The following is a 23,044-nucleotide window of genomic DNA, read 5'->3' as shown; positions in this document are numbered from 1 at the left end:
ACACTGCTCGCCCCAGGCGCCATAACCATCAGGTAACTCCCCGTCCCGCTCTCCGCATCAAACGAAATGTTGTGCCAGAGCATCACGCCCACACTGTCCCCAAAGGTCGCAAAAGGACGAAAATCAGCCGTCTCAAAGCGGGTCAACGTGCGGCGGGTCGGGTTGGACGGTGCGGACATGACAAATCTCCCTTTGGCTGCGGCCGCATTGGCGCGGCCGCAGCACCGGATCCTTCGGGGGTCACGTGAACGGTCAGGCTGTCTTGGCGACAGGCTGATCCGGTTCGTTCTGCAGGTAGGATTCCATCGAATCGTCCAGCGCATCCTTCCATGGCGTATGGTGCAGGGGCGCCATGGTGCCGGTGATGACGGATCTGTAGCTGTTGTTGCGGAAGCCCATGATGTCCTCTTTCTTGTGGTCCTTCCACTCAAAGAAGGCCTGACAAGCGCCATCGACATCGAAGCTCGGATAATCGGTCTCGGCGATCAGTTCCTTCACATAATCGCCCTGATAGTGGATCGCATCATGGGCGTCTTCGCCAGCATCCTCCTCGGCCACCCGCTTCTCGACATCGGCCAGCAGCACGGCCTTGTCGGCGGGTACCGCGATCTTGTCCATGATCACATCGCGCACCCACCAGGCCTGCGCGTCGAACATGTTGAAGGTGAACCACTGATCCTGCATCCCGAGGTAGAAGAGCTTGGGGTTATGAACCCAGACGACACCCTTGTAGAGATCGGCCGTCGCCAGCCGGTTCGCGGTCTTCAGCCGCAGGTCATCGGGCAGGAAGGGGAAATGGTGCTTGTAGCCGGTGCAGAGGATGATCGCGTCGAAGTCGCCGGTCGTGCCATCCTTGAAGGTGGCGGTACGTCCCTCGACCTTCACCAGTGCGGGCACCTCTTTCCAGTTCGACGGCCACTTGAAGCCCATCGGCGCGGTGCGGTGGGCGACCGTCACCGACTTGCAGCCGTACTTCCAGCATTGCGAGCCGATATCCTCGGCGGAATAGGAGGTGCCGAGGATCAGGATGTCCTTGTCGATGAATTCGCGCGCGTCGCGGAAGTCATGGGCGTGAAGGACGCGTCCATTGAATGTATCAAAGCCCGGATAAAACGGCACGTTCGGGGTAGAGAAATGGCCCGAGGCGACGATGACATTGTCGAACTCTTCGGAATAGACGTGATCCTTGGCCAGATCGTGGACGGTTACGGTGAACTTGCCCGTCGCCTCGTCATAGGTGACATTGCGGACGGTGGTCGAAAACCGGATCCAGTCGCGCACGCCCGCCTTCTTCACGCGGCCTTCGATATAGTCGAAGAGCACCGCGCGCGGCGGGTATGAGGCGATCTGCTTGCCGAAATGTTCCTCGAACGAGTAGTCGGCGAATTCCAGCCCTTCCTTGGGACCGTTGGACCAGAGATAACGGTACATGGAGCAGTGGACCGGTTCGCCGTATTCATCGACCCCGGTGCGCCATGTGTAGTTCCAAAGCCCGCCCCAGTTTGACTGCTTCTCGAAACAGACCAGTTCCGGGATATCCTCGCCCTTTTTCGCCGCGGACTGGAACGCCCGCAACTGCGCCAGACCGGACGGGCCGGCACCGATGATCGCCACGCGTTTCGTCATTTTGACCTCCTGCTGGTATGAACCAGTTTGCGTTATTGGTGCTTTTGGTTTGGACCAGATTGGCGAACCGGTTACATCCCTGTCAATAAAATCTTCTGCCTCACAGTGATATTTTTTCCGATTTCGCTTCGCAAAGACAAAAAACCCCGTATTCTCCGTTGCATGGGTTCCGGTAGTTTTGCGCACAGACTGGCGGTGAAGGGCGCGCTGCCCCGGTTGACGGCCGGAGTCGCCGACACGATCAATATTGGATTCATGGCGCCGTTGACTGGTCCAGTCCAATCCTGGGGTCTTCCGGGGCTGAATGGCTGTCAGATCTGGGCCGACAGCATCAACCGGGCCGGCGGGCTGCATCTGAGCGGCCGGCGTCACAACATCCGCCTGGTCCCGTTCGACTGCCAATATGACGCGAAGCTTGCGATGGAAGGCGTCCGCCAACTGGTGCAGGACCGCGATGTAAAACTGCTTCTCGCGCTTGGCGGCGATACCTTGTCGCCGGTTATCGACTACCTGACTGACCGCAAACTTTTGACGGCGACGCTTCTGCCGTCAGACCTGTCCCCCGACACACCCTATCTGATCGCACCGAGCGAGGTGCATCCGATATATAACGTGACCGGAGTCGGGTGGCTCGCGCTTGAACGTCCGCGCCTGCGCCGCGTCGCGCTGTGCAGTCAGACCGACGCCTTGGGCTTGCCTTCTCTGGCCACGTACCGCGCTGCCTTTGCCGCGGCGGGAATCGAGGTCGTCAAGGAAATTCGGTATGACCCGCAAGACTCCTATGCGTCCGGAATGGTTGCCGCGATGATGGCGGAAGCGCCCGACATTCTTTGCTGGTGCACAAGCTATACACCCATGGTTCATGCCCTGACGGAAGCCGCCCACGCGGCAGGGTTTCAGGGTCAGCTCCTGTCCTGTACGCTTGATGCCTACCCCCGGCTGATCGAACGCACATCACGCGCTTTCATGGAAGGTTTTGTCTTTCAGTTCCCCGATTTCGACGATCCGGCCCTTGCCGAGAAGGCATTCTTTTTCAACCGGCCAAAGGATTTCTATCTCGAATACCAGCGCCGGTTTCCCGACAGCTGGAGCGCGGTTTCATGGGAATACGCGGCCATTCTCGATATCTGGCATTCGGCGGCGGAACGCGCGGGCAGCGTCACGTCGATCTCGGTTCTGGCGGCGATGAAGCAATCGGGCGCAGTCATGCATGCCTTTGGTCCGGCGACGTGGTGGGGGTCAGAAATATTCGGTATTAACAACGCCTTGGTTGGGGACTGGCCCGTGGTTGAACTGCGCGACGGAAAGGCAAGAATCGTCGAGTTCGGCTCAATCCCGGACTGGCTTGCACAGCATGGGGCGGCGCTAAAGGCGCAGATGATCGAACTGGGACAGATGTGGGATCAGCGCCAGGTGCGGGCCAGTAACAAGACCGGACTGACGCGGCGAAGTATCTAGGTCATACTTCCTGAAGCAAGAGCTTCTGCTCTTCGATCAGGTGCAGCTTGATGAATTCAACAGCAGCCTCGATATCACGCGATGCGATGGCGTTGAAGAGCGTGTTATAGCGCTGCTGATAGTCACCGATGCGCTTCGGCGTCAGATGGCGGCGCAACAGGGCGGCGCGGAAATTCTGGCGGCAGGCGTCGATTGTCAGTTCGTAGCACGCGGCCAGTAGAGGGTTGCCGGTTCCGTGCGCAATCTGGCGATAAAGCTCCTCCTCCTGCCGGGCGAAGGCTGCGGCATCGGTGCGAACCTGCTCCATCTGCGACAACACCTCACCCAGCGCCTCGATCTGGCGCGGGGTCATGTTGATGATCGCCAGCCGGACCATCTCCGGTTCGAGAATGCCCCGCACGACAAGGTGGTTCAGGGGGCTGGTATTGGAGGCGAGGGCCGAGGGGGATGAATTTCCCTGCGGCCCGGTCTGATAGGTCACAAAGCTGCCGCTGCCTGCACGGCGGCGGATCATCTTCCGGGTCTCAAGTACGTCGAGCGCCTCGCGCACGGTATTGCGCGCCACACCGAGCTCCGCCGCCAATGTCCGTTCCGAGGGCAGCCGTTCATCTACTTCGTATTCCTGCGATTCGATTCGGGCGACGATCGTGTCGATGACGGATTGCACCGTCGCGCCGATGGTCGTTTCGGCGCTTTCGGGTGCTTTCAGGGTGACGATGCGTGTGTTCACGGTGGATTCCCGGTTTGGTGCTCAAGATTTAACCAGATTTGCCAAAATATCACAACACAGGGTGCCAAAAGGAACCAATTTCCACGACTGGCCGCTCTGGTCCGGGAACTGGTTGTCGTTGGTGAAAAATTCAGCAGTTACGCCGTTTGGCTAAGTCTTCTAATGATTATAAGGTGTTGATGAGGTCGCGGTCGGTCGGTTGCATCATTCCTTCAAAAAAATTCACTCTAGAAGAACAGAATTTCTTGGCAGGAAAATCCCTTCCTGCTAGCGTTTGGTTGTGTGGTCGATCCAGTTAGCGCAAATTGGTTCAGTAGAGGTCGAAAATTGGCCCAGCCCGCATCGAACAGGATAGGCCCGACGCGGCTTCGTCCCGCGACCGGGTCCCAACATGGGAGACGCAAATGTTCACGAAGATTCACCGTGCCGGCTTTAACCGGCGCTTTTTTCTGAAAACCTCGGCTCTCGGAACCATTGCGGCGGGCCTTCCCCGTGCCGCCGCGGCCGCCGGTGGCACGATCAAGATCGGCTTTCTTGCACCCCTGACCGGGCCGGTGGCGGCCTGGGGCAAGCCGGGGCTTGATGGTTGCCAGATCTGGGCCGAACGGATCAATGCCGCCGGCGGTATCAAACTGGGCGATGAAAGCTTTGACGTCGAATTCGTCTCGTACGACAATGAATACGACCCCGCCAAGGCGCGCACCGGCGCGACGAAGTTGATCCGCGAGGATGGCGTGAGCTTCATCATGATGCTCGGCGGCGATACCTGGCCGGGTGTGCAGCCGGTGGCGGAAAAGACCGGCATGCTCTTCTCCACCCTCCTGCCGTCGGACCTGTCGCCCGACACAACGACGCTGATCGCGCCCGCCGAAGTGCACCCGATCTACAACGTCACCGGCGTGGAATGGCTGGCCGAGAACAAGCCCGACCTGAAAACCGCCGTGATGTGTGCGCAGGACGATGCGCTTGGCCTGCCCTCGGTCGCGACCTATCTTGCCGCGTTCGAGGCGGCAGGCATCGAGATGCTGGACGAACCCCTGCTCTTCGACCCCGCCACGACGGATTTCGCGCCCGTCGTCACACGGCTTCTGGCCAAGAACCCGCAGATCGTCTGCCTCGACACCTGCTATTCGGACTATGTCCATCCGATTGCCGAACAACTGTTCCAGCAGGGCTTCAAGGGTCAGATCATCTCCTGCACCGCGGACTTCTATGACCAGATGATCGCCAAGACGTCGAAGGAGTTCATGGAGGGCTTCATCTTCCAGTTCCCGGATTTCGACGACCCGGCCATGAATGCCGACAACGTCAACTTCGATGATCCGAACGGGTTCTACGCTGAATACAACAAGCGCCATCCCGGCGAATGGGGGGCGGTCAGCTGGGAATATGCCTCGATCATGGATCTGTGGAAGGCGGGCGCTGAAAAGGCAGGCTCGGCCGAACCCGAGGCGGTTCTGGCCGCGATGCAGGAAGGCGGAAAGGGCAAGCATGCCTTCGGCGATGCCGACTGGTGGGGCGAGGAGTTGTTCGGCATCTCCAACGCGCTGGTTGGCGCCTGGCCTGTCGTCGCGATCGAGGATGGCAAGGCTGTGATCAAGGAGTTCCGGTCCATCCCTGACTGGTACACGAAGCACGGCGAACTGTTGCGCAAACACATGTCTGACTACGGTCAGATGTTCGATCAGCGCGGCTGACCGGCTTCGTGGCATAGGCGGCACCGGTAGCGCATGCCCGGTGCCGTCCCATATTTCCTACAGGGAGAAGTCGATGCTGGAGATTCTGGCACAGACCGGGTTCAACGCCCTCTACGCGGCCAGCTACATTTCGCTCGTCGCCGTCGGGCTGGTTCTGATTTTCGGTGTGATGGGGGTCGTGAACTTCGCCCATGGCGAATTGTTCATGGCGGGCGCCTATGCCGTCGTGGCCCTCTACGCCGATCTGCACATGCCGTTTCTCGTTGCCGTAGGGATCGGGCTGGCCTTCGTCGGGCTGCTCGGCCTGTTGATGGAGCGCGCCCTGTTCCGGCCCTTACGGGATAACCCCCTTGGCGGCCTCGTTGCATCCATCGGTTTCTTGATGATCCTGCAATCGCTCGCCGTCATGGGCTTCGGGGTGCGAATGGAACATATCCCGCCAGTAACACAGGACGTCATCGCGTTTTCCGAGAAGGTCCGCCTGCCGGTCGCCCGGCTTTACGTCATCATCGCTGCTGTGGTGCTGCTTTCGGCCCTGTGGTTCTTCCTAAAGCGTACTCGCTTTGGCTGGGCGCTCCGCGCCTCGGCACAAGACCCGGAGGCGGCGGCCCTTCAGGGCATTTCGATCAACCAGACTGCCCGCATCGCGATGTTCATCGGTGCTGGGCTTGCCGGGGTTGCCGGGGCGCTGACAGCGCCCTTGGTGTCGGTCAATCCGTTCATGGGCCATTCGGTGATCATAACCGCCTTCATCGTGATCATTGTCGGTGGCGTCGGGTCGCTGGAGGGCGCCATCATCGCCTCGGTCGCCTATGCCTTCATCCATACGGTGGTGACGACATTCTGGGACGGGGTTCTGGCCGACATCGTGGGCCTGATGCTGATGCTCATCGTTCTGATCGTGCGTCCGACCGGTCTTATGGGGAGTGCGGATCGTGCCTAAAGTCGTCCCGTGGTTCGCGCTTCTTGCCGCTCTAATCTTCCTGCCGCATGTGCTCAGCTTCTCGCAGCAGGAAATCCTTGTCTATCTGGCGATCAACGTCCTGATCGTCACCTCCTACCGGCTGTTGACGCTGACCGGGGAATGGTCGCTCGCGCATGTCGTGATCATGGGGGTCGGGGCCTATGCCTCGGCGCTTCTGACAAAAATGTTCAGCGTGCCGGTGCCCGTCTCGATCCTGCTCGGTGGTGTCATTGCGGCTCTGGTCGCGCTGGTCCTGTCGGTGCCTCTCTTCCGGATGAAGGGTTTCTACTTCCTGATCGGCAGTTTCGCGGCGGGCGAGATCATCCGGCTTCTTTGGAAGCGGTTTCGCGAACCCTTTGGCGGGCCGAAGGGCATTAAGGGGATCGACCCGATGCCCGACTTTTCCATCGGCATCTACGACTTCGATTTTTTTGAGCCGATCAGCTATTTCTACTTTGCCGCGATCGTGGTGGCGGTCTGTCTTTTGATCCTCTGGCGGATCGAGAAATCGCCGGTGGGCCTGACCTTCCACGCCGTCCACTGGCAGGACAAGCTGGCGCAGGCGGCTGGTGTAAACGTGCGTGCCTACCGCACCCTTGCCTTCACAATCGCCAGTGGCTTCGCCGGTCTCGGCGGCGCGCTTCTGGCGCACTATGTCGGCACCATCAACCCCAACAGCTTTGACGTCGAGGTGATGGTTTTCGTCCTGACCTGGGCCATCGTCGGGGGCACCGCCACCTTTTACGGACCGATCCTCGGCTGCGTGACGCTGACTATCCTGAACGAGGTCGTGTTGCGTGAGATGGGCTTCGAACAGGCCCGGCCGCTGATCTACGGGCTGATCCTGATCCTCTCCATCCTCTTCATGCCGAAGGGGCTGGAAAGCCTCGTGCAGAAACTGAAGCCGGGTCGCAAATCCGCGGTCCCCGTCGAAAGGGCCGCCGAATGACCAAGTTTCTGGAAATCGACGCGCTGACGATGCGGTTCGGGGGGCTTACGGCGGTTGACGGGCTGAGTTTCACCGTCGATCACGGCACGATCCATGGGCTGATCGGACCGAACGGCGCGGGCAAGACCACGACCTTCAATGCTATCTCGGGTTTTTACAAACCAAGCTCGGGTGCGGTACGTCTCAGGGGCGAGGTCATCTCGGGGCTGAAGATGCACGAGGTGGCGCGGCGCGGCGTGGTACGCACCTTCCAGCACTCCACGCTTTTTGCCGAACTGACGGTTCTGGAGAACGCGCTGGTGGGCACCCACATGCCCTTCCGCCCGAACATCTTTGCGGCCATCGTCGGCTACGACCGCCACGACCGGACCGGCGCGGAGGCGCGGGCGCGCGAGGCGCTGGAGTTCTTCAACCTCGCCCATCTGGCCGACAACCGCGCCGGCGATCTGTCGCATGGCCACCAGCGCGCCCTTGGCATGGCCGTGGCCTACGCCGCCCATCCCGATGTCATCCTGCTGGACGAACCCTTTACCGGCATGAACCCCGAAGAGACGCGGGTGATGATGGGGCTGATGCGCAAGCTGCGCGACGACGGCACCACGATCCTGATCGTCGAGCACGACATGCAGGCGATCATGGGGCTCTGCGACCGGATCACCTGTATGAGCTTCGGAAAATGGCTGGCCGAGGGGAACCCCGACCACATCCGCCACCATCCGTCTGTGATCGAGGCTTATCTGGGGGGCGCCCGCCATGTTGCTTGAACTGCGCGATATCGCGGTGAATTACGGACAGGTCTCGGCGCTCCGTCGTCTGTCCATGTCGGTTCCCGATGGTGCCATCGTCACCATCATCGGCGGCAATGGCGCGGGTAAGACGACGACGCTCCGCGCCATGTCGGGTCTGGCGAAACTCGCCGCCGGAGAGATCCTTTTCGAGGGCGAGCGGATCGACACATTGCCCGCCGACCGCATCGTCGCGCGCGGCATTGCCCATGTGCCCGAAGGCCGCCGCATCTTCCCCGACATGACGGTGGAAGAGAACCTGCGCACCGGCGCCTTCCTGCGCCGCGACAAGGCCGGGGTGGAAAGCGATCTGGACAAGGTCTATCACCGCTTCCCCCGCCTGAAGGAACGCCGCACTCAGCGCGCCCAGACCATGTCTGGCGGCGAACAGCAGATGCTGGCCATTGGCCGGGCGCTGATGGCGCGGCCGAAACTTCTTCTGATGGACGAACCCTCGATGGGCCTCGCCCCCGTCATCGTCGAGGAAATCGCCCGCATCATTGAAGAAATCAACGCCGATGGCGTGCCTGTCGTGCTCGTCGAACAGAATGCCGGGCTGGCGCTCGATCTGGCGAGCCACGCCTATGTCCTTGAAACCGGAAATCTCGCTTTGGAGGGTCCTGCCCATGAACTCCATGACAATGAGCATGTCCGCGCGGCATATCTTGGGGTTTGACGCGGCCGATACCGAATGGCGTCAGGCAAAGGCCAGCGGCTGGCGCCGCGCCGATCTGCGCTGGGAGCGGTTGAGCGAGGCAGCCATCACCGCCTGGCAAACGCAGCGCCGGTTCCGTGCGGTCCCGTTGTTTCATCTGGCCTACTGGCAGGCCCGCCTTGCCTTCGGTTCAAGTGACCGACGGATCGCAACAAGCCTGATCAATCTTGGCATTGCCGCCGGGGCCGGCACGGCGACAGCCAAACGATATTTCTCAAAGGCACGACACAATTGGCAGTCGGCGCGCGGCGATGTCGACGAAATGGTGGTGCGGCCACGCTCGCGCTCGTCGTTGTTTCACCTGCGCATGGAAGCCCGCCACCGCGAAACCTACCTCGCCAATACCCGGCTCAGGATCAGCAGGATCATCATCGAAACCGAGGAATCGCTGAATGCACTCGAAGCAGGTTCCTTTGCTCTGCCCCACCGTCATTTTTCGCGCTGGCGGGGCGAACGCCCGGTCGTATTCGACGACATGCGAAAGATACTCGGCGCCTGCCTGTTGATTGCCGATATGGGCAACGAAGCACCGCACCGGTAAAATTCATAGCTGCGCACTTATTGGAAGGGTCCCGGGGCAGGAGCGTCGGAACCATCGCCTCTGGCGTCAGCCCGCAGCGTAGTCCCGAATGACGAAATGCTTCGTCGTGGTTTCCAGCACGTTCCAATAGCCGCGGAATCCGTTCGGAATCACGAAGGCGTCGCCGGTGCGGAAGTCCTGCACATGCCCGTCCTCGGCGATCAGTTGCACATGGCCCGAGACGATAAAGCAGAACTCGTCACGGTCGGTGAAGGCGTGCCATTTGCCGGGCGTGCTGGTCCAGGTTCCCGCCAGAAAGGAGCCGTCGGGGCTGGTATGCCGCATCTTCGTGACATGGTGCGGATCACCGTCCACAACCCGATCCGGCAGGTCGGCAAGGCGGCGTTCGCTGACCTCGTCCGGCTCGCCTGAAAAGTCGATCACATATACACTCATGATATCCTCCGCGTTTCAGCCGATGAAGTGGGTGATCCCGTAAAGGATGAAGCCGGCGATGAAGACCGTCTCGGCGACGATCAGGATGATCGCCTGGCCGCCGACCTCGAAGATCGTCTTGATCGAGGTCTTCATGCCAACGGCGGCGATGGAGATCAACAGCGCCCAGGCCGAAAGGTCGCCCAACGCCTTCTGCGCGACTTCCGGAACGAGGCCGGAGGAATTGATCGCGGCGAGGATGAGGAACATCACCACGAAACCCGGCATCAGCGGCGGTCGCTTGCCGCCGTCCTGCGGATCGGCCTCGGCAAAACTGCGGATCGCGAGTGAGAAGACAAGCACGACCGGCGCCAGCATGGTGACGCGGATCAGCTTGACCACGGTCGCGGTTTCGCCGGTTTCGTCAGAGACCGAAAAGCCCGCGCCAACGACCTGGGCCACGTCATGGATTGTGCCGCCCAGGAAGACACCGGCCGCGACATGATCTAGTCCCATCGTCGTGGTGATGATCGGATAGGCGATCATCGCGATGGTGCTGAGCACGGTCACGCTGAGCACCGTGAAGATCAGGTTGCGTTCGGAATGTTCGTTCTTGGGCAGCACCGCCGCAATTGCCATGGCGGCAGAGGCACCGCAGATCGCGACCGAACCGCCGGTCAGAAGGGCAAACCGCCAGCCGCGCCCGAGAATTTTTGATCCGAGCAGCCCGAAAAGAATGGTCAGGATCACACCCGCGACGACCAGCAGGATCAATTGAGGCCCAAGTCCGATCAACAGCTCAACGCTGATCCGCGCGCCCAGCAGCGCAACACCCGCGCGCAGGATCGTGCGCGACGTAAAGGCGATGCCGGGCACGCATTTGCCCTCTTCGGCGAGGAAGTGGAAGGCGATGCCAAGAAGCAGCGCCATCAGCATCGCCGGGGCGCCGTAATGTTCCGACAGGAACTTTGCGGCCACGGCGATAACCGTGGACACCAGCAATCCCGGGCCGATGCCCGAGACAAAGCCCGGCAGTCCGGCAAAACCCGATTTTGCTGCACTGATCGAGATGGCCATAGTCAATTCTCCTCTGCCGCGCCGCCTTGACGGCTGCGGTCCTTTTCCTGACAGCAGCCCCTGTCCTCGAAGAGTTTCATCTGCCCGATGTTCCGAAATCCGCCCTGACCGTTCATGCGGTTTGCCGGTGTCAGAGGACTTCGTCGTTCAGGTAGTACCAGTGGTACATGAAGCGTTGACCGAGGCGGCGGAACGGGGTCAGGATGCCGTGGCTGGGCAGGGGCGAGGAGAAGATCGGCAGATCGACAGGAATGCCCTTGCCGGAGACAAGCTGGGCCAGCCGCTTGCCTGCCTGCGCGGAATACATCACGCCATTGCCGCCATAGCCCATCGCATAATAGACCGTGCGGTCGCGGTCGGGCTGGAAGACGCGCGGCATCATGTCGTGGCTGACATCGACCCATCCCCACCAGGAATAGTCGAGGTCGATATCGGTCAGCGCCGGGAACTTGCGATGCAGCCCCTTGCGCAGCAATGCGAGGTGCTTGGGGTTTTCTGCATCGCGCCCGGTGATGGCGCTACGGCTGCCGATCTGCATCCGCCCGTCGGGCAACAGCCGGTAGTAATGGCGCAAGGTCCGCGTATCGGTCAGCGGCGACATCGTCTTGATGTCGCATTCCGCTTTCTCCTCATCCGTCAGCGGGCGGGTGACGATGGAGTTCGACAGGATCGGCATCAGCCGGTGCTTGGTCCGGTGGTGCAGGCCGGTCGGCGTGTAGCCCGCCGTCGCCAGCGCGACCGCACGGGCACGGACGATGCCGCCCGGCGTCGTCAGGTGATGCACGCCGTTCTTGACCGTCCAGCCCATGACCGGGCTTGCCGTGTGAATCTTCGCGCCCAGCTTGCGCGCCAGCCGGACATAGCTGAAAGCGAGCTTTCCGGCATGGATGCAGGTGCCGTCCGGCTCCCACATCGCACCTTGGGCCTCCTGATCCCTGACATGCTCTTCATGCAGTTCCTCGCGGCTGAGGATGCGCGAGCCGTAGCCGAAGGTCTCGTTCAGAAGTTTGCTTTCCTTTTCCAGCTTCGGCATCACCTTGGCGCGATGGGCGATATAGTAATGCCCGCCCGGCTGCGGATCGCAGTCGATGTCGTCCGACCCGATCAGGTCGTTGAACAGTTCGAACGCCTCGCAGACCTCGGCATGCATCTTCTTGGCGGTATCGACGCCCCAGCGTTCGATCCATTGCGACCGCTTGAGGCGGCCCGAGGAGATTTGCGCCTGCCCGCCATTGCGGGTGGAACACCCCCAGGCGACCGTATTGGCCTCCAGCACAGTCGCCTTGATGCCATGCTCCTTGGCCAGATGGATCGCGGTCGAAAGGCCGGTATAGCCCGAACCGATGATGACCACATCGACATCCATGTCACGCGAAACCGGCCCGTCATCTTCGGGCGGGGTGCCAGCCGTACCGATCCAGTAGGTCGGCGCATGGTCCCGGTTGTGGCCCGGGCCCGCGTCGATGATCGGATCGTATTTCGGATCGTAGGTGGCTTTGGGCCAGTGGCGCGGTCTCAGATTTTGAGCCATGGCAGTGTTCCTGTGTGCAGGGCGGAGGGGCGGGTCAGGCTTTGAAAGCGGGACGCGACTTGCGCAGCGCCTGCTTAACGACGATCTTGCCGTCGCGAAGCGTGAACAGATCGGCGCCCTCGGCCTCGATCCGCATGCCATTGGAGTCGGTGCCGGAGAAGGTCCATTCCGACACGGCGCGGTCACCATGGACGAAGTGGCTGTGATGATCCCAATGGGCATCCTTCATGCCCGCCCAAACCGCCGAAAAGGCCTTTGCGATGGCCTCGGCGCCTTCAACCTTGTTGCCGTAGACGTGGTCGCCGCCGACCGTGTAAAAAACACAGTCATCTGCGAAATGGGTCATTACGCCCGTGATGTCGTGGCGGTTGAAGGCGTCGAACGTATCGGCGAGGTCCTGCGCGGTGAGCGTCTTGGTCATTGGGATGTCTCCGGTATTTAGAGGTTATTTCAGTAACTGCTGCGCGTCTTCCCGGTCCGCTCGGCCCTGACATTATCCTCCGGCCTTGGTTGGGATGGCGCTACCTACCGGCCCGCCCTGCCGGACGTTAGGGCCAGTTATCTGAATAGCCTCAGGCCAGATTCCGGCTGAGTGGTCGGCGCCTAGTCGATGTCACAAAAGTGCCGAGAAAGCGGGATCGTTCGGCGCGCAAGATGGAAAACACGCACCGCGCAATACAGGGCGCTGCGGTGTCAATGTCTCTCGGCTTGACGCCCGGCACGGCAGCCTTCAGATGACCGGTAATTCCTGCGGTGCGCGGGTGGAGAGAAGCTCAGCCCCGCCGGAGCGGACGACGATGTTTTCTTCGTGGACCATCATCAGGCCTACGCCGTAGCCGAGCGAGGGTTCCAGCGTCAGCGCCATGCCCTCTTCCAGCACCGTTTCGTCGAATGCGGCATGCGAGGGCTGTTCGGTCAACTGGGTGCCCAGCCCGTGGCCAAGCCGTCCGATATCGCCGCCCGACTTGTCCATTTCGGCGATCACTGCCGACATGGCGCGGAAGAGATCTCGGCAGGTATTGCCCGGCTTCGCCGCCGCCAGCCCCGCCTCGGTCGCGCGCCAGAGCGTGTCATGGGCGCGGCGCGCCATGTCGTCGGCGCGGCCGATGGCCCAGTTGCGGTCGAAGTCGCAGAAATAGCCGTCCCAGACAGCGCCGGTATCCAGCATCAGCACATCGCCCGCATGAAGCGGCCGCCGCGAGGGGGGCGAAATGACATCGGCATAGCCGCCGGACTCTGCCGCGCCCACGACATAGGGCGCGTCGTCCGCGCCCTGCGCCAGCGCCTCACGGCGGAACGTGCGGAACACCTCTTCGAGCGGCATGCCTTCGGCGATGATCTCCGGCACCCGGGCGAAGGTGGCAGAGCCGATCGCGCAGATATGGCGCAGCTTTTCGATCTCGGCGGGGGATTTGACCATGCGCAGGCCCTGCACGAGCCGGGTGGCGTCGGCAATGTGCAGGCCCGGCAGGTTAGCCATCAGGCGTTCCCAATCGCCAAGCGGCATCCGCAGCGAGGTTTCGTGGCCCTTCATCACGCCGATCTTCGCACCACCCTTGGCGAGCGGCGCAAGCAGCTCGGTAAGAAGACTGATCCCGTCATCCTCCGGGCGGGGCGCGGACCATGTGCGGACATCGTCGAGCCATGAGCGCCGCATCAGCACGCCGCCGATTTCGGGGATCACCGCGATGGGCTTGCCGGAGGCAGGAACGAACAGGAACCACGGCCGGGTCGGGCTTTGCCAGAACAAGGTATGGAAGCCCGAGAAATAGCGCACATCCGGTTCCGTCATCAGAAGGAGCCCGGCGAGCCCTTCCTGTGCCATCCGTGCCTGCGCCTTTGCCGTGCGGGCTGCGAACTCCGCCTCGGGGAAACCGCGTTCGGGGGTGTCAGGCCGCATCGCGCCCCTCCATGATCATCCGGAAGATCGCCGGATCGGTCACGCCTTCGGAGCCGATCAGCAGCACGCGCGACGTGGCGTCGAGCCCGAGTTTCGACGAAAGCCCCGCATCGGCCCGCGCCGCGATCAGCGCGGCAAGCCCCGCGACCGCGCTTTCGCCCGCCTCGATGGCCGGGTCGCCCGGCAGCGGCCGCGCGAGCAGCCGCACGGTGGGCGCAACGACGCTTTCGGGAATGGTCACGAAGTCGGATGCTTCGTCGGCGAGGATTTCCCAGGCGAGCGGGGACGGTTCGCCGCAGGAGAGACCCGCCATGAGGGTTTCTTCCTCGATGACGACAGAAGTCGGGGTGCCAGCCTTGGCGCTTTCGAAAAGGCAGGCGGCCAGTTCCGGCTCCACGATCACCACACGCGGGGCCTTGTCGCCCCAATGCTGACGGACACCGGCAGCAACACCCGCCGCAAGACCGCCGACGCCGCCCTGCAGGAAGACATGGGTGGGTGCCTCGTCCAGCGTCTCGCAGATCTCGCGGGTCATAACGCCATATCCCGCCATCACGTCACGCGGCGGCTGGGAATAGCCCGGCCAGGAGGTGTCGGAGACGACGAACCAGCCATTGGCTGCGGCCTCGCTTTTCGCAAGGTCGACCGAGTCGTCGTAGTCACCGTCGATCCGGATCACCTCGGCGCCCAGATCGCGCATCGCCTCGGCCCGCCCCTCGCTGACCTCGGCATGGATATAGATGCGGCAGGGCGCGCCGAAACGCTGGCAACCCCAGGCGAGCGAGCGGCCGTGATTGCCATCAGTCGCGGAAACCAGCGTGATCCCGGCCGCCGCGTCGCGGTACCGGCCTTCGCGGATATCGGCGAGGCTGACCTCCTTGCCAACGCGCTTCGAAATCTCACGCTGCAACACCCGCAGGGCGGCATAGGACCCACCGAGCGCCTTGAAGCTGCCGAGGCCGAAACGGGGGCCTTCATGTTTGTAAAGGACCGCACTGACGCCGATCTTCTGAGCAAGGGCCTTCAGCGAGACGAGCGGCGTTGGCGTGTAACCGTCCCATGCCATGATCTCGGCCTGGGCCGTCGCGAAATCCTCAGGCGTCAGAACCCGGTGCGCGGCGTCGCCGGACTTGCGCGTCACGGCGACATGGCCAAGGCGGGCGGGAGGCAAAAGGTCGGTCATCGGTCAGTCCTTTCGGGCAGGCAGGCGGTCCCGCACCAGTTCGGTCCAGAAGGCGGCACCGATCGGCAGGAGCGCATCGTTAAAATCATAATCGGCGGCATGAAGCGGCTGGCCATGCGGGCCTTCTGTGCCGTTCCCCATCAAAAGAAAACAGCCCGGCACGGCGGTGGAAAAATGGGCGAAATCCTCGGAAAAGCTCATCGGCGGACGGTTGCCGTCGGCCTCCAGCCCCGCTGAGCGAGCGGCACGGACGACGGCCTCGACCGGGCCGGTTGCGTTGATCGTTTCGATGAACTCGGTGTTGAAGCTCATCTCAGCGGTCACGCCATGGGTCGCGGCAACGCCCGCCACGATCTGGCGCATGAAGCGTTCTACCGCCTTGCGGTCCTCGGGCAACCGCGCACGGACATCGCCTTTGAGTGTCGCGTGACCGGGCAGCACGTTGCGCTGGCCGTCAGTCAGGAACTCCGTCACTGACACCACTGCGCCCGCACCGGGCGCCAGCTTGCGCGAGACGATGGTCTGCAGCGCCAGCACCATCTCGGCCCCGACCGTGATCGCATCGACGCCGACATGGGGCATGGACGCATGGCCGCCCTTGCCGGTGATCTCGATCTCAAAGAGGCTTTCTGAGGCGCAGATCTGGCCCGGCCGGGTGGAGACCTGCCCGACAGGCGCGCCCGGCAGGTTGTGGATGGCATAGACCTCTTCGACCGGGAACCGTTCCAAGACGCCCTCGTCGATCATCGCGCGCGCGCCGAGCCCGTGTTCCTCGTTCGGCTGAAAGAGAAAGACCACCGTGCCGTCGAAATCCGTGTCGCGCGCGAGCGTCTCCGCCGCACCAAGCAGCATGGTCATATGGCCGTCATGACCGCAGGCATGCATGACGCCCGGATTCTCCGAGACGTAGCCATGGGTGCTCTTCTCGGTGATCGGCAAGGCATCCATATCGGCCCGGAGACCGATGGCGCGGTTGCCGGACCCGAACTTTAGGATACCGACGACGCCCACGCCTTCATGAACCTCGATGCCAAGCCCCCGCAGATGCGCCGCGACGCGGGTCTTGGTGCGCTGTTCCTGAAAACCCAGTTCAGGGTCGCGATGAAACGCGCGGCGCAGCTCGACCAAATTCTGATAAACCTCGCTCATCCGGCGCTCCGTCACATCGTTCTGGCCAGACTAGAGGGTAGCCGAGATTAATGGCGTCGAATTACCAATGTTCGGCGACGAAAATATTCAAAGAATGGCTGTCCAACGAGCCGCCACGGAGCGATGGTCAATCATACTTCACCCGGACAGGTACTTTCCGCTCCGCAACGGGATGGTGAGCGGAAACACCAGAAGCCGGGTTTCCGATGCCACGGCCGCAAACCCCGCCGGATCACTCCGTGCCAATGTTCCTTGCCCGCGCCACTGCCGCATCAAGGCCGGTGGCGATAACCTCTTCCAGCCCGGCGTGCTCCATCGCCAGAAGGCCAGCCGCCGTCGTTCCGGCATAGTCCACCATCGCCCGCACCTGTTCGACCGGGCTTTCGGGGCTCGTGCCCAAGACCGCGCCGCTGGACAGAAAGAGCTGCCGGACCGCGCGTTCCGCGGTTTCCGGCGCGATTCCCGCCGCCCGCGCATAGCGGATCATGCAATCGGCATAGAGTGCGACGAATCCCGGTACCGGCCCGGTCATCGCGGTGAAATGGTCGATATGGGCCTCGTCGCTCAACTCGTCAGTCTCACCGATGGCTGAAAAGAGCGCGCGAACAGTTTCGCGGTCGGCATCGGTGACAGCGGCAGACCCGATCCACGGCGAATAGGCCATCCGGTCGGCGGCAGCCGGGCTCGACATCGCCCGCACGACCCGCGCCGCGCCGGTTTCGGTGCCGAGCCTCGCGCGCGTGACCCCGGCCATGACCGACACGACCAGCCGGTCGGGCGCCGTGATCCCGACCTTTCCGAACCCGGCGGGTGGGACCGACATCAGGATCGTGTCGCAGGCCTCGGCAAGGGACTGATTGTCGGTCGTCACCGTGATGCCGGGCCAGTCGGCCAAAGCCTCCGCCCGCCCCGACCGCGACGAGACCCAGAGCGCCTCGGGCGCGATTGCGCCTGCCTTCAGCAGGCCCTTCGCGATCGCGCTGCCCAATTGCCCGTTGCCGCCGACGATGCCGAGCCTGCCCGTAATCATGTCTCGGTTCCCTTCCTGCGCATTTCCATCTGGCCCAGCCGCACATGCCGCAGCACCTCGATCAGCATAGCCGTCATCAATCCCATCGACAGCAGCCCGTTCGCCGCCGCCATGCCGCCCAGAAGTCGCCAGTCGACCGGCAAAAGGATGTCGCCGAAGCCGAGCGTGGTGAAGGCCACGAGCGCGAAATAGACTGAACCTTCCATGGTCGCGAAGATGCCAAGCGCACGGAACGCGAAGGCCCAGATCCAGACGCCTGCCGTGACCGTACCCAGAATCCAGACCACCGTGATCGACAGCACCAGTGCCAGTTTCGGGCGGTGCGGTTCCTGCATCAGCCAGGGCCGTGTCCGGTTCAGAAGGACCTCAAGCGCCCAGAAGGCCAACCCCGCGATCAGGATCGTCAGCAGGATCAGGGCGGTCCCAAGGCCAATCTGGATAAGCATCTGCTCGTGTCTCCGGTCCTGCCGCCCCCGCCATGCGTCGGTACAGTGTCGGGACGGATGCCATACAGATGCCATACGCAGGGAAGACGGACAATGTCGCGCCGCATCGGCGCATCTGGACTTGGGCCCGCGCCTCGCCTATCTCTGCCCGACCATGGCCGAGAAATCAGACCCCAACTACAAGGTGATCGCCGAAAACCGCCGCGCGCGGTTCGATTACTTCATCGAGAGCGATCTCGAGGTCGGCATCGTGCTGACCGGGTCCGAAGTGAAGTCGCTCCGGACCGGCCAGTCGAATATTGCCGACAGCTACGCGTCGGTTGAGAACGGGGAGCTGTGGCTGATCAACGGCTATATCGCGCCCTACAAGCAGGCCGGTGTCTTCGGGCACGAGGAGCGGCGGCGCCGCAAGCTCTTGGTTTCCAAAAAGGAATTGTCGCGACTCTGGCAGGCAGTTGGGCGCGAGGGCATGACGCTCGTGCCGCTGGTGATGTATTTCAACCATCGCGGCATGGTGAAGCTCAAGATCGGCGTGGCCAAGGGCAAGAAGGCCCATGACAAGCGCGAAACTAGCGCGAAACGCGACTGGAACCGGCAGAAAGAGCGCCTGCTGAAACAGGGATAGGCGGGCATAACGGCTTGCACCCGCCCGCCCCACCCGGATAATGCTGGGACATCCATGAAGGGGGGCTTCCATGTCCGGGGACGATCCGAAAACGCTGGTATCGACAGAATGGCTTCAGGCCCATCTGAAGGACCCTGACCTTCGGATTCTCGATGCTTCGTGGTATCTTCCCGACATGGGTCGCGATGCCAAGACCGAGTACCAGGCCGCCCACATCCCCGGCGCGCGCTTCTTCGATATCGACGAGATTTCCGACCAGCGCTCCGACCTGCCGCATATGGCCCCGCCGCCGGAAAAGTTCATCTCGCGCATGCGGGCGATGGGCGTGGGCGACGGTCATCAGGTCGTGGTCTATGACGGCGCGGGCCTCTTTTCCGCCGCCCGCGTCTGGTGGACCTTCCGCCTGATGGGCAAGACCGATGTCGCCGTTCTCGACGGCGGTTTCCCGAAATGGCAGGCAGAGGGGCGGCCCACGGAAGACATGCCGCCGGTTCTGCGCGACCGCCACATCACCGTCAGCCGTCAGGCGCATCTGGTGAAGGACGTCACTCAAGTCGCCGCCGCCGCCAAGCTCGGCGATTATGAGATCGTCGACGCCCGCGGCGCCCCCCGTTTCCGGGGAGAGGAGGAGGAGCCGCGTAAGGGGCTGCGTTCTGGTCATATCCCGAATTCAAAGAACGTCCCCTTCCGCGCGGTCCTGAACGGCGACAATACTTTGAAGGGCCCGGACGATCTTAAGAAGGTCTTCGCCGAGGCAGGCGTCGACCTGACCAAACCCGCGATCACCACCTGCGGCTCGGGCGTTACCGCCGCGATCCTCTCGCTTGCGATGGAGCGGATCGGCAAGCGCGATCACGCGCTCTATGACGGGTCCTGGGCTGAATGGGGCATGTATGGCGACCTGAAGGTCGTCACCGGCTAACTGAGGAGCATCGCCATGCTGGGCACATTGAAACCGCAACCGGCGGACAAGATCCTGATGCTGATCGGCCAGTTCAAGGCCGATCCCCGCAAAGACAAGATCGACCTCGGCGTCGGCGTCTACAAGAACGCGGACGGCGTGACCCCGGTCATGCGGGCGGTGAAGACGGCCGAGAAGCAGCTTTGGGAGGTTGAGACCACCAAGTCCTATACCGGCCTTGCCGGAGAGCCCGAATTCAACGCCGCGATGGCGGCTTTGGTCCTTGGCGACGCAGTCTCGGCCGACCGCATCTCCTCCGTCGCGACACCGGGCGGCACCGGCGCCTGCCGTCAGGCATTTGAGCTGGTCCGCATGGCCTCGCCCGATGCCACGGTCTGGGTTTCGGACCCGACCTGGCCCAACCACCTGTCGATCCTGAAACATCTGGGCATGAAGGTTCAGATGTACCGTTATTTCGACAATGACACCCGCGCGGTCGATTTCACCGCCATGATGGCTGATCTTGCCGGGGCGAAGGCGGGCGACGTGGTCCTGCTGCATGGTTGCTGCCACAACCCGACCGGTGCGAACCTGACCGGGCCGGAATGGCGGGCCGTTGCCGATCTGCTGGAAAAGACCGGCGCAACTCCGATGATCGACATCGCCTATCAGGGTTTCGGCGACGGTCTGGAAGAAGACGCGACCGGCGTGCGGCTGATTGCCTCGCGTCTGCCCGAGGTGCTGATCGCCGCCTCGTGTTCCAAGAATTTCGGCATCTACCGCGAACGCACCGGTGCGCTCATCGCGCTGTCGGACCCCGCGAACCGCGAGGTCACGCAGGGTACGCTCGCCTATCTCAACCGCCAGAACTACTCCTTCCCGCCCGATCACGGCGCGCGGCTGGTGACGATGATCCTGAACGACCCCGCCCTGCGGGCCGACTGGGCCAATGAACTGGAAGAGGTCCGGCTGGGGATGCTGTCCTTGCGCGAACAGCTTGCCCAAGAGCTGCAGAAAGCTTCCGGCTCCGACCGTTTCGGCTTTATCGCCCAGCATCGCGGCATGTTCTCGCGCCTCGGTGCGGCACCGGAACAGGTGGAGCGGCTGAAGACTGAACACGGCATCTACATGGTGGGCGATTCCCGCCTAAACATTGCCGGTCTGAACGCCAAGACGGTGCCGATCCTCGCCCGCGCGATCATCGACGTGGGGATCTGATCCGGCGTCCACAAGGTAGACGCCCCCTTCTGTGATATGGTGAACCAAGCCATCAGGGGAGGGTGTCCAAATGAAACGCAATCCGCGTGTAACGCGCTTGTTGGTCTGTCTCGCAGCTGTCTTGCTCTCTGCGGGAGCAAGCCTGACGCCCATCCGTGCGACCGCGCAAACGGCGGAATGCGAGCCGCAGCACCTCGCGAACCAGCACGCATCCGTCGCTGTCTTCCGCAAGTTGCAGCTGGAGGTCGCGACCCTCATGCAGGCCCAATCCGAGGCGATCCTCGAGGTCGATCATGGCATCGTCATCAGCAGCATGGATGACGGCGGCTTCTTCGGCCCTACCGGGTTTCTCGGGAAACGCATGGACAAGGGTCAGAGCGCCATCCACGCCATGCTGTTTGCCGGCCGCCGTCTGCCGCTGGACGAAGACGCCGCGGCGCGGCTTTCAGAGATAGAAACCAGCGCGGAAGAAATCGTTGCGATCGGTCATTCGATGGTGCCGCTGCTGGAGGCCGGGGACATCAAGCAAGCAACCGGTCTTTATGCGCAGCGGTCAGTCCCGGCACAAATGGCTGCCGTAGGCGCGGCCTATACCATGGCCTCCGGGCTCGAGCGAAAACTGAAACTCGTGTCGCTGCGCTGCCGGTGAGCGGGCGCTTTCATTCAGGCGTCGGATTCCCGGTGCTGGAATTTCAGCCGCCCCACAAAAAGAAGCAGGGGCAACCACCCCTGCTTCTTCATTGACCAAATACTCCCGAGGCGGCACCGCGCCCCGGGGGATAGCTCAGGCGTGATAGGCGCTTTCGCCGTGCGAGGTGAGGTCGAGACCCCGGCGCTCGTCATCATTGGCAACGCGCAGGCCGATCGTCTTGTCGACGATAAAGTAGAGCACTGCCGAGGCGATACCGCACCACAGGATGGTGATCACCACCGCCTGGATCTGGATCCAGGTCTGCGCCGCCATCGCATAGTCCTCGCCACCGGTGCCGCCGAGGCCGGGCGCGGTGAAGATGCCCGTGCCGATTGCGCCGATGATGCCGCCGATCCCGTGGATGCCAAAGACGTCGAGGCTGTCGTCATAGCCCATCTTGTTCTTCACCACGGCGACGAAGAAGTAGCAGACGCCTGAGGCAATCGCGCCCAGAACGATGGCACCGACCGGCCCGACCGACCCAGCCGCCGGGGTCACGGCGACTAGCCCCGCAACCAGACCCGAAGCCGCGCCGAGCATGGAAGCCTTGCCGCGCAGCACAGCCTCAAGCCCGGCCCAGGCCAGGATCGCGCCCGCCGTCGCGGTGAAGGTGTTGATCATGGCGAGTGTCGCGCCGCCATTGGCCTCAAGGTTGGAGCCTGCGTTGAAGCCGAACCAGCCGACCCAGAGAATGCCCGCGCCCACGAGCGTCAGCGTCATCGAATGGGGCGCCATCATATCCTTGCCAAGCCCGATGCGCGGACCGACAAAGTAGGCGCCGACCAGCGCCGCGATACCGGCGTTGATATGCACGACCGTGCCGCCGGCGAAATCAAGCGCACCCATGTTGAAGATCAGCCCCGCGCCGTCCCAGACCATGTGGGCAACCGGGAAATAGACCACCGTCACCCAGAGCGCGGAAAAGAGCATCACCGCGCCGAATTTGATGCGTTCGGCAAAGGCCCCGACGATCAGCGCGGGTGTGATCGCGGCGAAGGTCATCTGGAAGGCGATGAAGACATATTCCGGGATCACCACGCCATCGGTGAAGGTCGCGGCCATGCTGTCAGCCGTGACACCTGCGAGGAAGAGTTTGCCAAACCCGCCAAAGAACGGCCCCGTCCCGCCACCGAAGGCAAAGGAATAGCCGTAGATCACCCAGATCACCATGACCATCGCCGTGATCATCGTGCACTGCATCAGCACCGACAGCATGTTCTTCGACCGCACCAGCCCGCCATAGAACAGCGCGAGCCCCGGCAGGATCATGAAGAGCACAAGAAGGGTGGAGACCATCATCCAAGCCACGTCACCCTTGTCCATTACCTCCGCCGCCGCTTCCTGCGCGAAGGCCGGAAGTGCCGACAGCGTGGCGAGCAGCCCCGCCAGACCTACAGATTTCATCATCGTCATC

The 23,044-nt window shown here is 62.6% G+C and carries 23 protein-coding genes; 11 read left to right on the top strand and 12 right to left on the bottom strand.

Features of this window, described 5'->3' with window-relative positions:
• Positions 1 to 252: 252 nt before the first annotated feature.
• The gene (locus QKW60_RS18340; protein WP_282370829.1) at positions 253 to 1,626 is read right to left on the bottom strand and encodes an NAD(P)-binding domain-containing protein; all 1,374 of its coding nucleotides are present in this window, start codon (positions 1,624 to 1,626) and stop codon (positions 253 to 255) included.
• 162 nt (positions 1,627 to 1,788) lie between these two features.
• On the opposite strand from QKW60_RS18340, the gene QKW60_RS18335 reads away from it, so the two are divergent.
• Positions 1,789 to 3,084: an ABC transporter substrate-binding protein gene (locus QKW60_RS18335; RefSeq protein ID WP_282370828.1), complete on the top strand. Its 1,296-nt coding sequence runs from the start codon at positions 1,789 to 1,791 to the stop codon at positions 3,082 to 3,084.
• A gap of 1 nt (position 3,085) precedes the next feature.
• On the opposite strand, the gene QKW60_RS18330 is transcribed toward QKW60_RS18335, so the two are convergent.
• Positions 3,086 to 3,814 (bottom strand): FadR/GntR family transcriptional regulator, encoded by a 729-nt coding sequence (locus tag QKW60_RS18330; protein WP_282370826.1) that lies wholly within the window; start codon positions 3,812 to 3,814, stop codon positions 3,086 to 3,088.
• Positions 3,815 to 4,218: 404 nt separating this feature from the next.
• On the opposite strand from QKW60_RS18330, the gene QKW60_RS18325 reads away from it, so the two are divergent.
• From QKW60_RS18325 to QKW60_RS18300, 6 genes are all read left to right on the top strand, one after another.
• Positions 4,219 to 5,511: an ABC transporter substrate-binding protein gene (locus QKW60_RS18325; protein WP_282370824.1), complete on the top strand. Its 1,293-nt coding sequence runs from the start codon at positions 4,219 to 4,221 to the stop codon at positions 5,509 to 5,511.
• 73 nt (positions 5,512 to 5,584) lie between these two features.
• Positions 5,585 to 6,454, top strand: a complete 870-nt coding sequence (locus tag QKW60_RS18320) for a branched-chain amino acid ABC transporter permease (protein WP_263738764.1) — start codon at positions 5,585 to 5,587, stop codon at positions 6,452 to 6,454.
• Positions 6,447 to 7,424 carry a branched-chain amino acid ABC transporter permease gene (locus tag QKW60_RS18315; RefSeq protein WP_282370819.1) on the top strand — a complete coding sequence of 326 codons (978 nt, stop codon included), beginning with the start codon at positions 6,447 to 6,449 and terminating at the stop codon, positions 7,422 to 7,424. The genes QKW60_RS18320 and QKW60_RS18315 overlap by 8 nt, the downstream gene beginning before the upstream one ends.
• Positions 7,421 to 8,188 (top strand): ABC transporter ATP-binding protein, encoded by a 768-nt coding sequence (locus QKW60_RS18310; protein ID WP_282370818.1) that lies wholly within the window; start codon positions 7,421 to 7,423, stop codon positions 8,186 to 8,188. Before QKW60_RS18315 ends, QKW60_RS18310 begins: the two co-directional genes overlap by 4 nt.
• On the top strand, positions 8,178 to 8,885 hold the full coding sequence (locus tag QKW60_RS18305; RefSeq protein ID WP_282370817.1) for an ABC transporter ATP-binding protein: 708 nt from the start codon (positions 8,178 to 8,180) through the stop codon (positions 8,883 to 8,885). Before QKW60_RS18310 ends, QKW60_RS18305 begins: the two co-directional genes overlap by 11 nt.
• Positions 8,857 to 9,465, top strand: coding sequence for a tetratricopeptide repeat-containing protein (locus QKW60_RS18300; RefSeq protein ID WP_282370815.1), 609 nt, complete (start codon positions 8,857 to 8,859; stop codon positions 9,463 to 9,465). Before QKW60_RS18305 ends, QKW60_RS18300 begins: the two co-directional genes overlap by 29 nt.
• Before the next feature lie 66 nt (positions 9,466 to 9,531).
• Here the strand turns inward: QKW60_RS18300 and QKW60_RS18295 are convergent, their stop codons facing one another.
• The 9 genes from QKW60_RS18295 to QKW60_RS18255 all read right to left on the bottom strand — a co-directional run bounded on the left by QKW60_RS18295 (position 9,532) and on the right by QKW60_RS18255 (position 18,195).
• Positions 9,532 to 9,900 carry a cupin domain-containing protein gene (locus tag QKW60_RS18295; protein WP_282370814.1) on the bottom strand — a complete coding sequence of 123 codons (369 nt, stop codon included), beginning with the start codon at positions 9,898 to 9,900 and terminating at the stop codon, positions 9,532 to 9,534.
• Between the two features lie 15 nt (positions 9,901 to 9,915).
• Positions 9,916 to 10,956, bottom strand: coding sequence for a YeiH family protein (locus tag QKW60_RS18290; RefSeq protein ID WP_282370812.1), 1,041 nt, complete (start codon positions 10,954 to 10,956; stop codon positions 9,916 to 9,918).
• Between the two features lie 130 nt (positions 10,957 to 11,086).
• Positions 11,087 to 12,487 carry an NAD(P)/FAD-dependent oxidoreductase gene (locus QKW60_RS18285; protein ID WP_282370810.1) on the bottom strand — a complete coding sequence of 467 codons (1,401 nt, stop codon included), beginning with the start codon at positions 12,485 to 12,487 and terminating at the stop codon, positions 11,087 to 11,089.
• Positions 12,488 to 12,521: 34 nt separating this feature from the next.
• Entirely contained in the window at positions 12,522 to 12,908 is a 387-nt protein-coding gene (locus QKW60_RS18280; protein WP_282370808.1) for a nuclear transport factor 2 family protein, read from the bottom strand.
• 309 nt (positions 12,909 to 13,217) lie between these two features.
• The gene (locus QKW60_RS18275; RefSeq protein ID WP_282370806.1) at positions 13,218 to 14,387 is read right to left on the bottom strand and encodes a M24 family metallopeptidase; all 1,170 of its coding nucleotides are present in this window, start codon (positions 14,385 to 14,387) and stop codon (positions 13,218 to 13,220) included.
• Positions 14,377 to 15,570 carry a diaminopropionate ammonia-lyase gene (locus tag QKW60_RS18270; RefSeq protein WP_282370804.1) on the bottom strand — a complete coding sequence of 398 codons (1,194 nt, stop codon included), beginning with the start codon at positions 15,568 to 15,570 and terminating at the stop codon, positions 14,377 to 14,379. The genes QKW60_RS18275 and QKW60_RS18270 overlap by 11 nt, the downstream gene beginning before the upstream one ends.
• 3 nt (positions 15,571 to 15,573) lie before the next feature.
• Positions 15,574 to 16,719: an amidohydrolase gene (locus tag QKW60_RS18265; protein ID WP_282370802.1), complete on the bottom strand. Its 1,146-nt coding sequence runs from the start codon at positions 16,717 to 16,719 to the stop codon at positions 15,574 to 15,576.
• 232 nt (positions 16,720 to 16,951) lie between these two features.
• Entirely contained in the window at positions 16,952 to 17,749 is a 798-nt protein-coding gene (locus QKW60_RS18260; RefSeq protein WP_282370800.1) for a pyrroline-5-carboxylate reductase family protein, read from the bottom strand.
• On the bottom strand, positions 17,746 to 18,195 hold the full coding sequence (locus tag QKW60_RS18255) for an ion channel (RefSeq protein WP_282370798.1): 450 nt from the start codon (positions 18,193 to 18,195) through the stop codon (positions 17,746 to 17,748). The genes QKW60_RS18260 and QKW60_RS18255 overlap by 4 nt, the downstream gene beginning before the upstream one ends.
• Before the next feature lie 154 nt (positions 18,196 to 18,349).
• Between QKW60_RS18255 and smpB the strand changes: the two genes are divergently transcribed.
• From smpB to QKW60_RS18235, 4 genes are all read left to right on the top strand, one after another.
• Entirely contained in the window at positions 18,350 to 18,820 is a 471-nt protein-coding gene (smpB, locus tag QKW60_RS18250; RefSeq protein WP_263739976.1) for an SsrA-binding protein SmpB, read from the top strand.
• A 70-nt stretch (positions 18,821 to 18,890) separates the two neighbouring features.
• Positions 18,891 to 19,742: a 3-mercaptopyruvate sulfurtransferase gene (sseA, locus tag QKW60_RS18245; protein ID WP_282370797.1), complete on the top strand. Its 852-nt coding sequence runs from the start codon at positions 18,891 to 18,893 to the stop codon at positions 19,740 to 19,742.
• Between the two features lie 15 nt (positions 19,743 to 19,757).
• Positions 19,758 to 20,939: an amino acid aminotransferase gene (locus QKW60_RS18240; protein WP_282370796.1), complete on the top strand. Its 1,182-nt coding sequence runs from the start codon at positions 19,758 to 19,760 to the stop codon at positions 20,937 to 20,939.
• Between the two features lie 70 nt (positions 20,940 to 21,009).
• Positions 21,010 to 21,588, top strand: coding sequence for a hypothetical protein (locus tag QKW60_RS18235; protein ID WP_282370795.1), 579 nt, complete (start codon positions 21,010 to 21,012; stop codon positions 21,586 to 21,588).
• A gap of 135 nt (positions 21,589 to 21,723) precedes the next feature.
• Here the strand turns inward: QKW60_RS18235 and QKW60_RS18230 are convergent, their stop codons facing one another.
• Positions 21,724 to 23,037, bottom strand: coding sequence for an ammonium transporter (locus QKW60_RS18230; protein ID WP_282370849.1), 1,314 nt, complete (start codon positions 23,035 to 23,037; stop codon positions 21,724 to 21,726).
• Positions 23,038 to 23,044: the final 7 nt, after the last annotated feature.

The sequence above is a fragment of the Albidovulum aestuarii genome (assembly GCF_029961185.1).
Lineage (GTDB): Bacteria > Pseudomonadota > Alphaproteobacteria > Rhodobacterales > Rhodobacteraceae > Albidovulum > Albidovulum aestuarii.
Note: the sequence above shows the minus strand (reverse complement) of the source record. Positions and strands in the feature narration are given on the sequence as shown.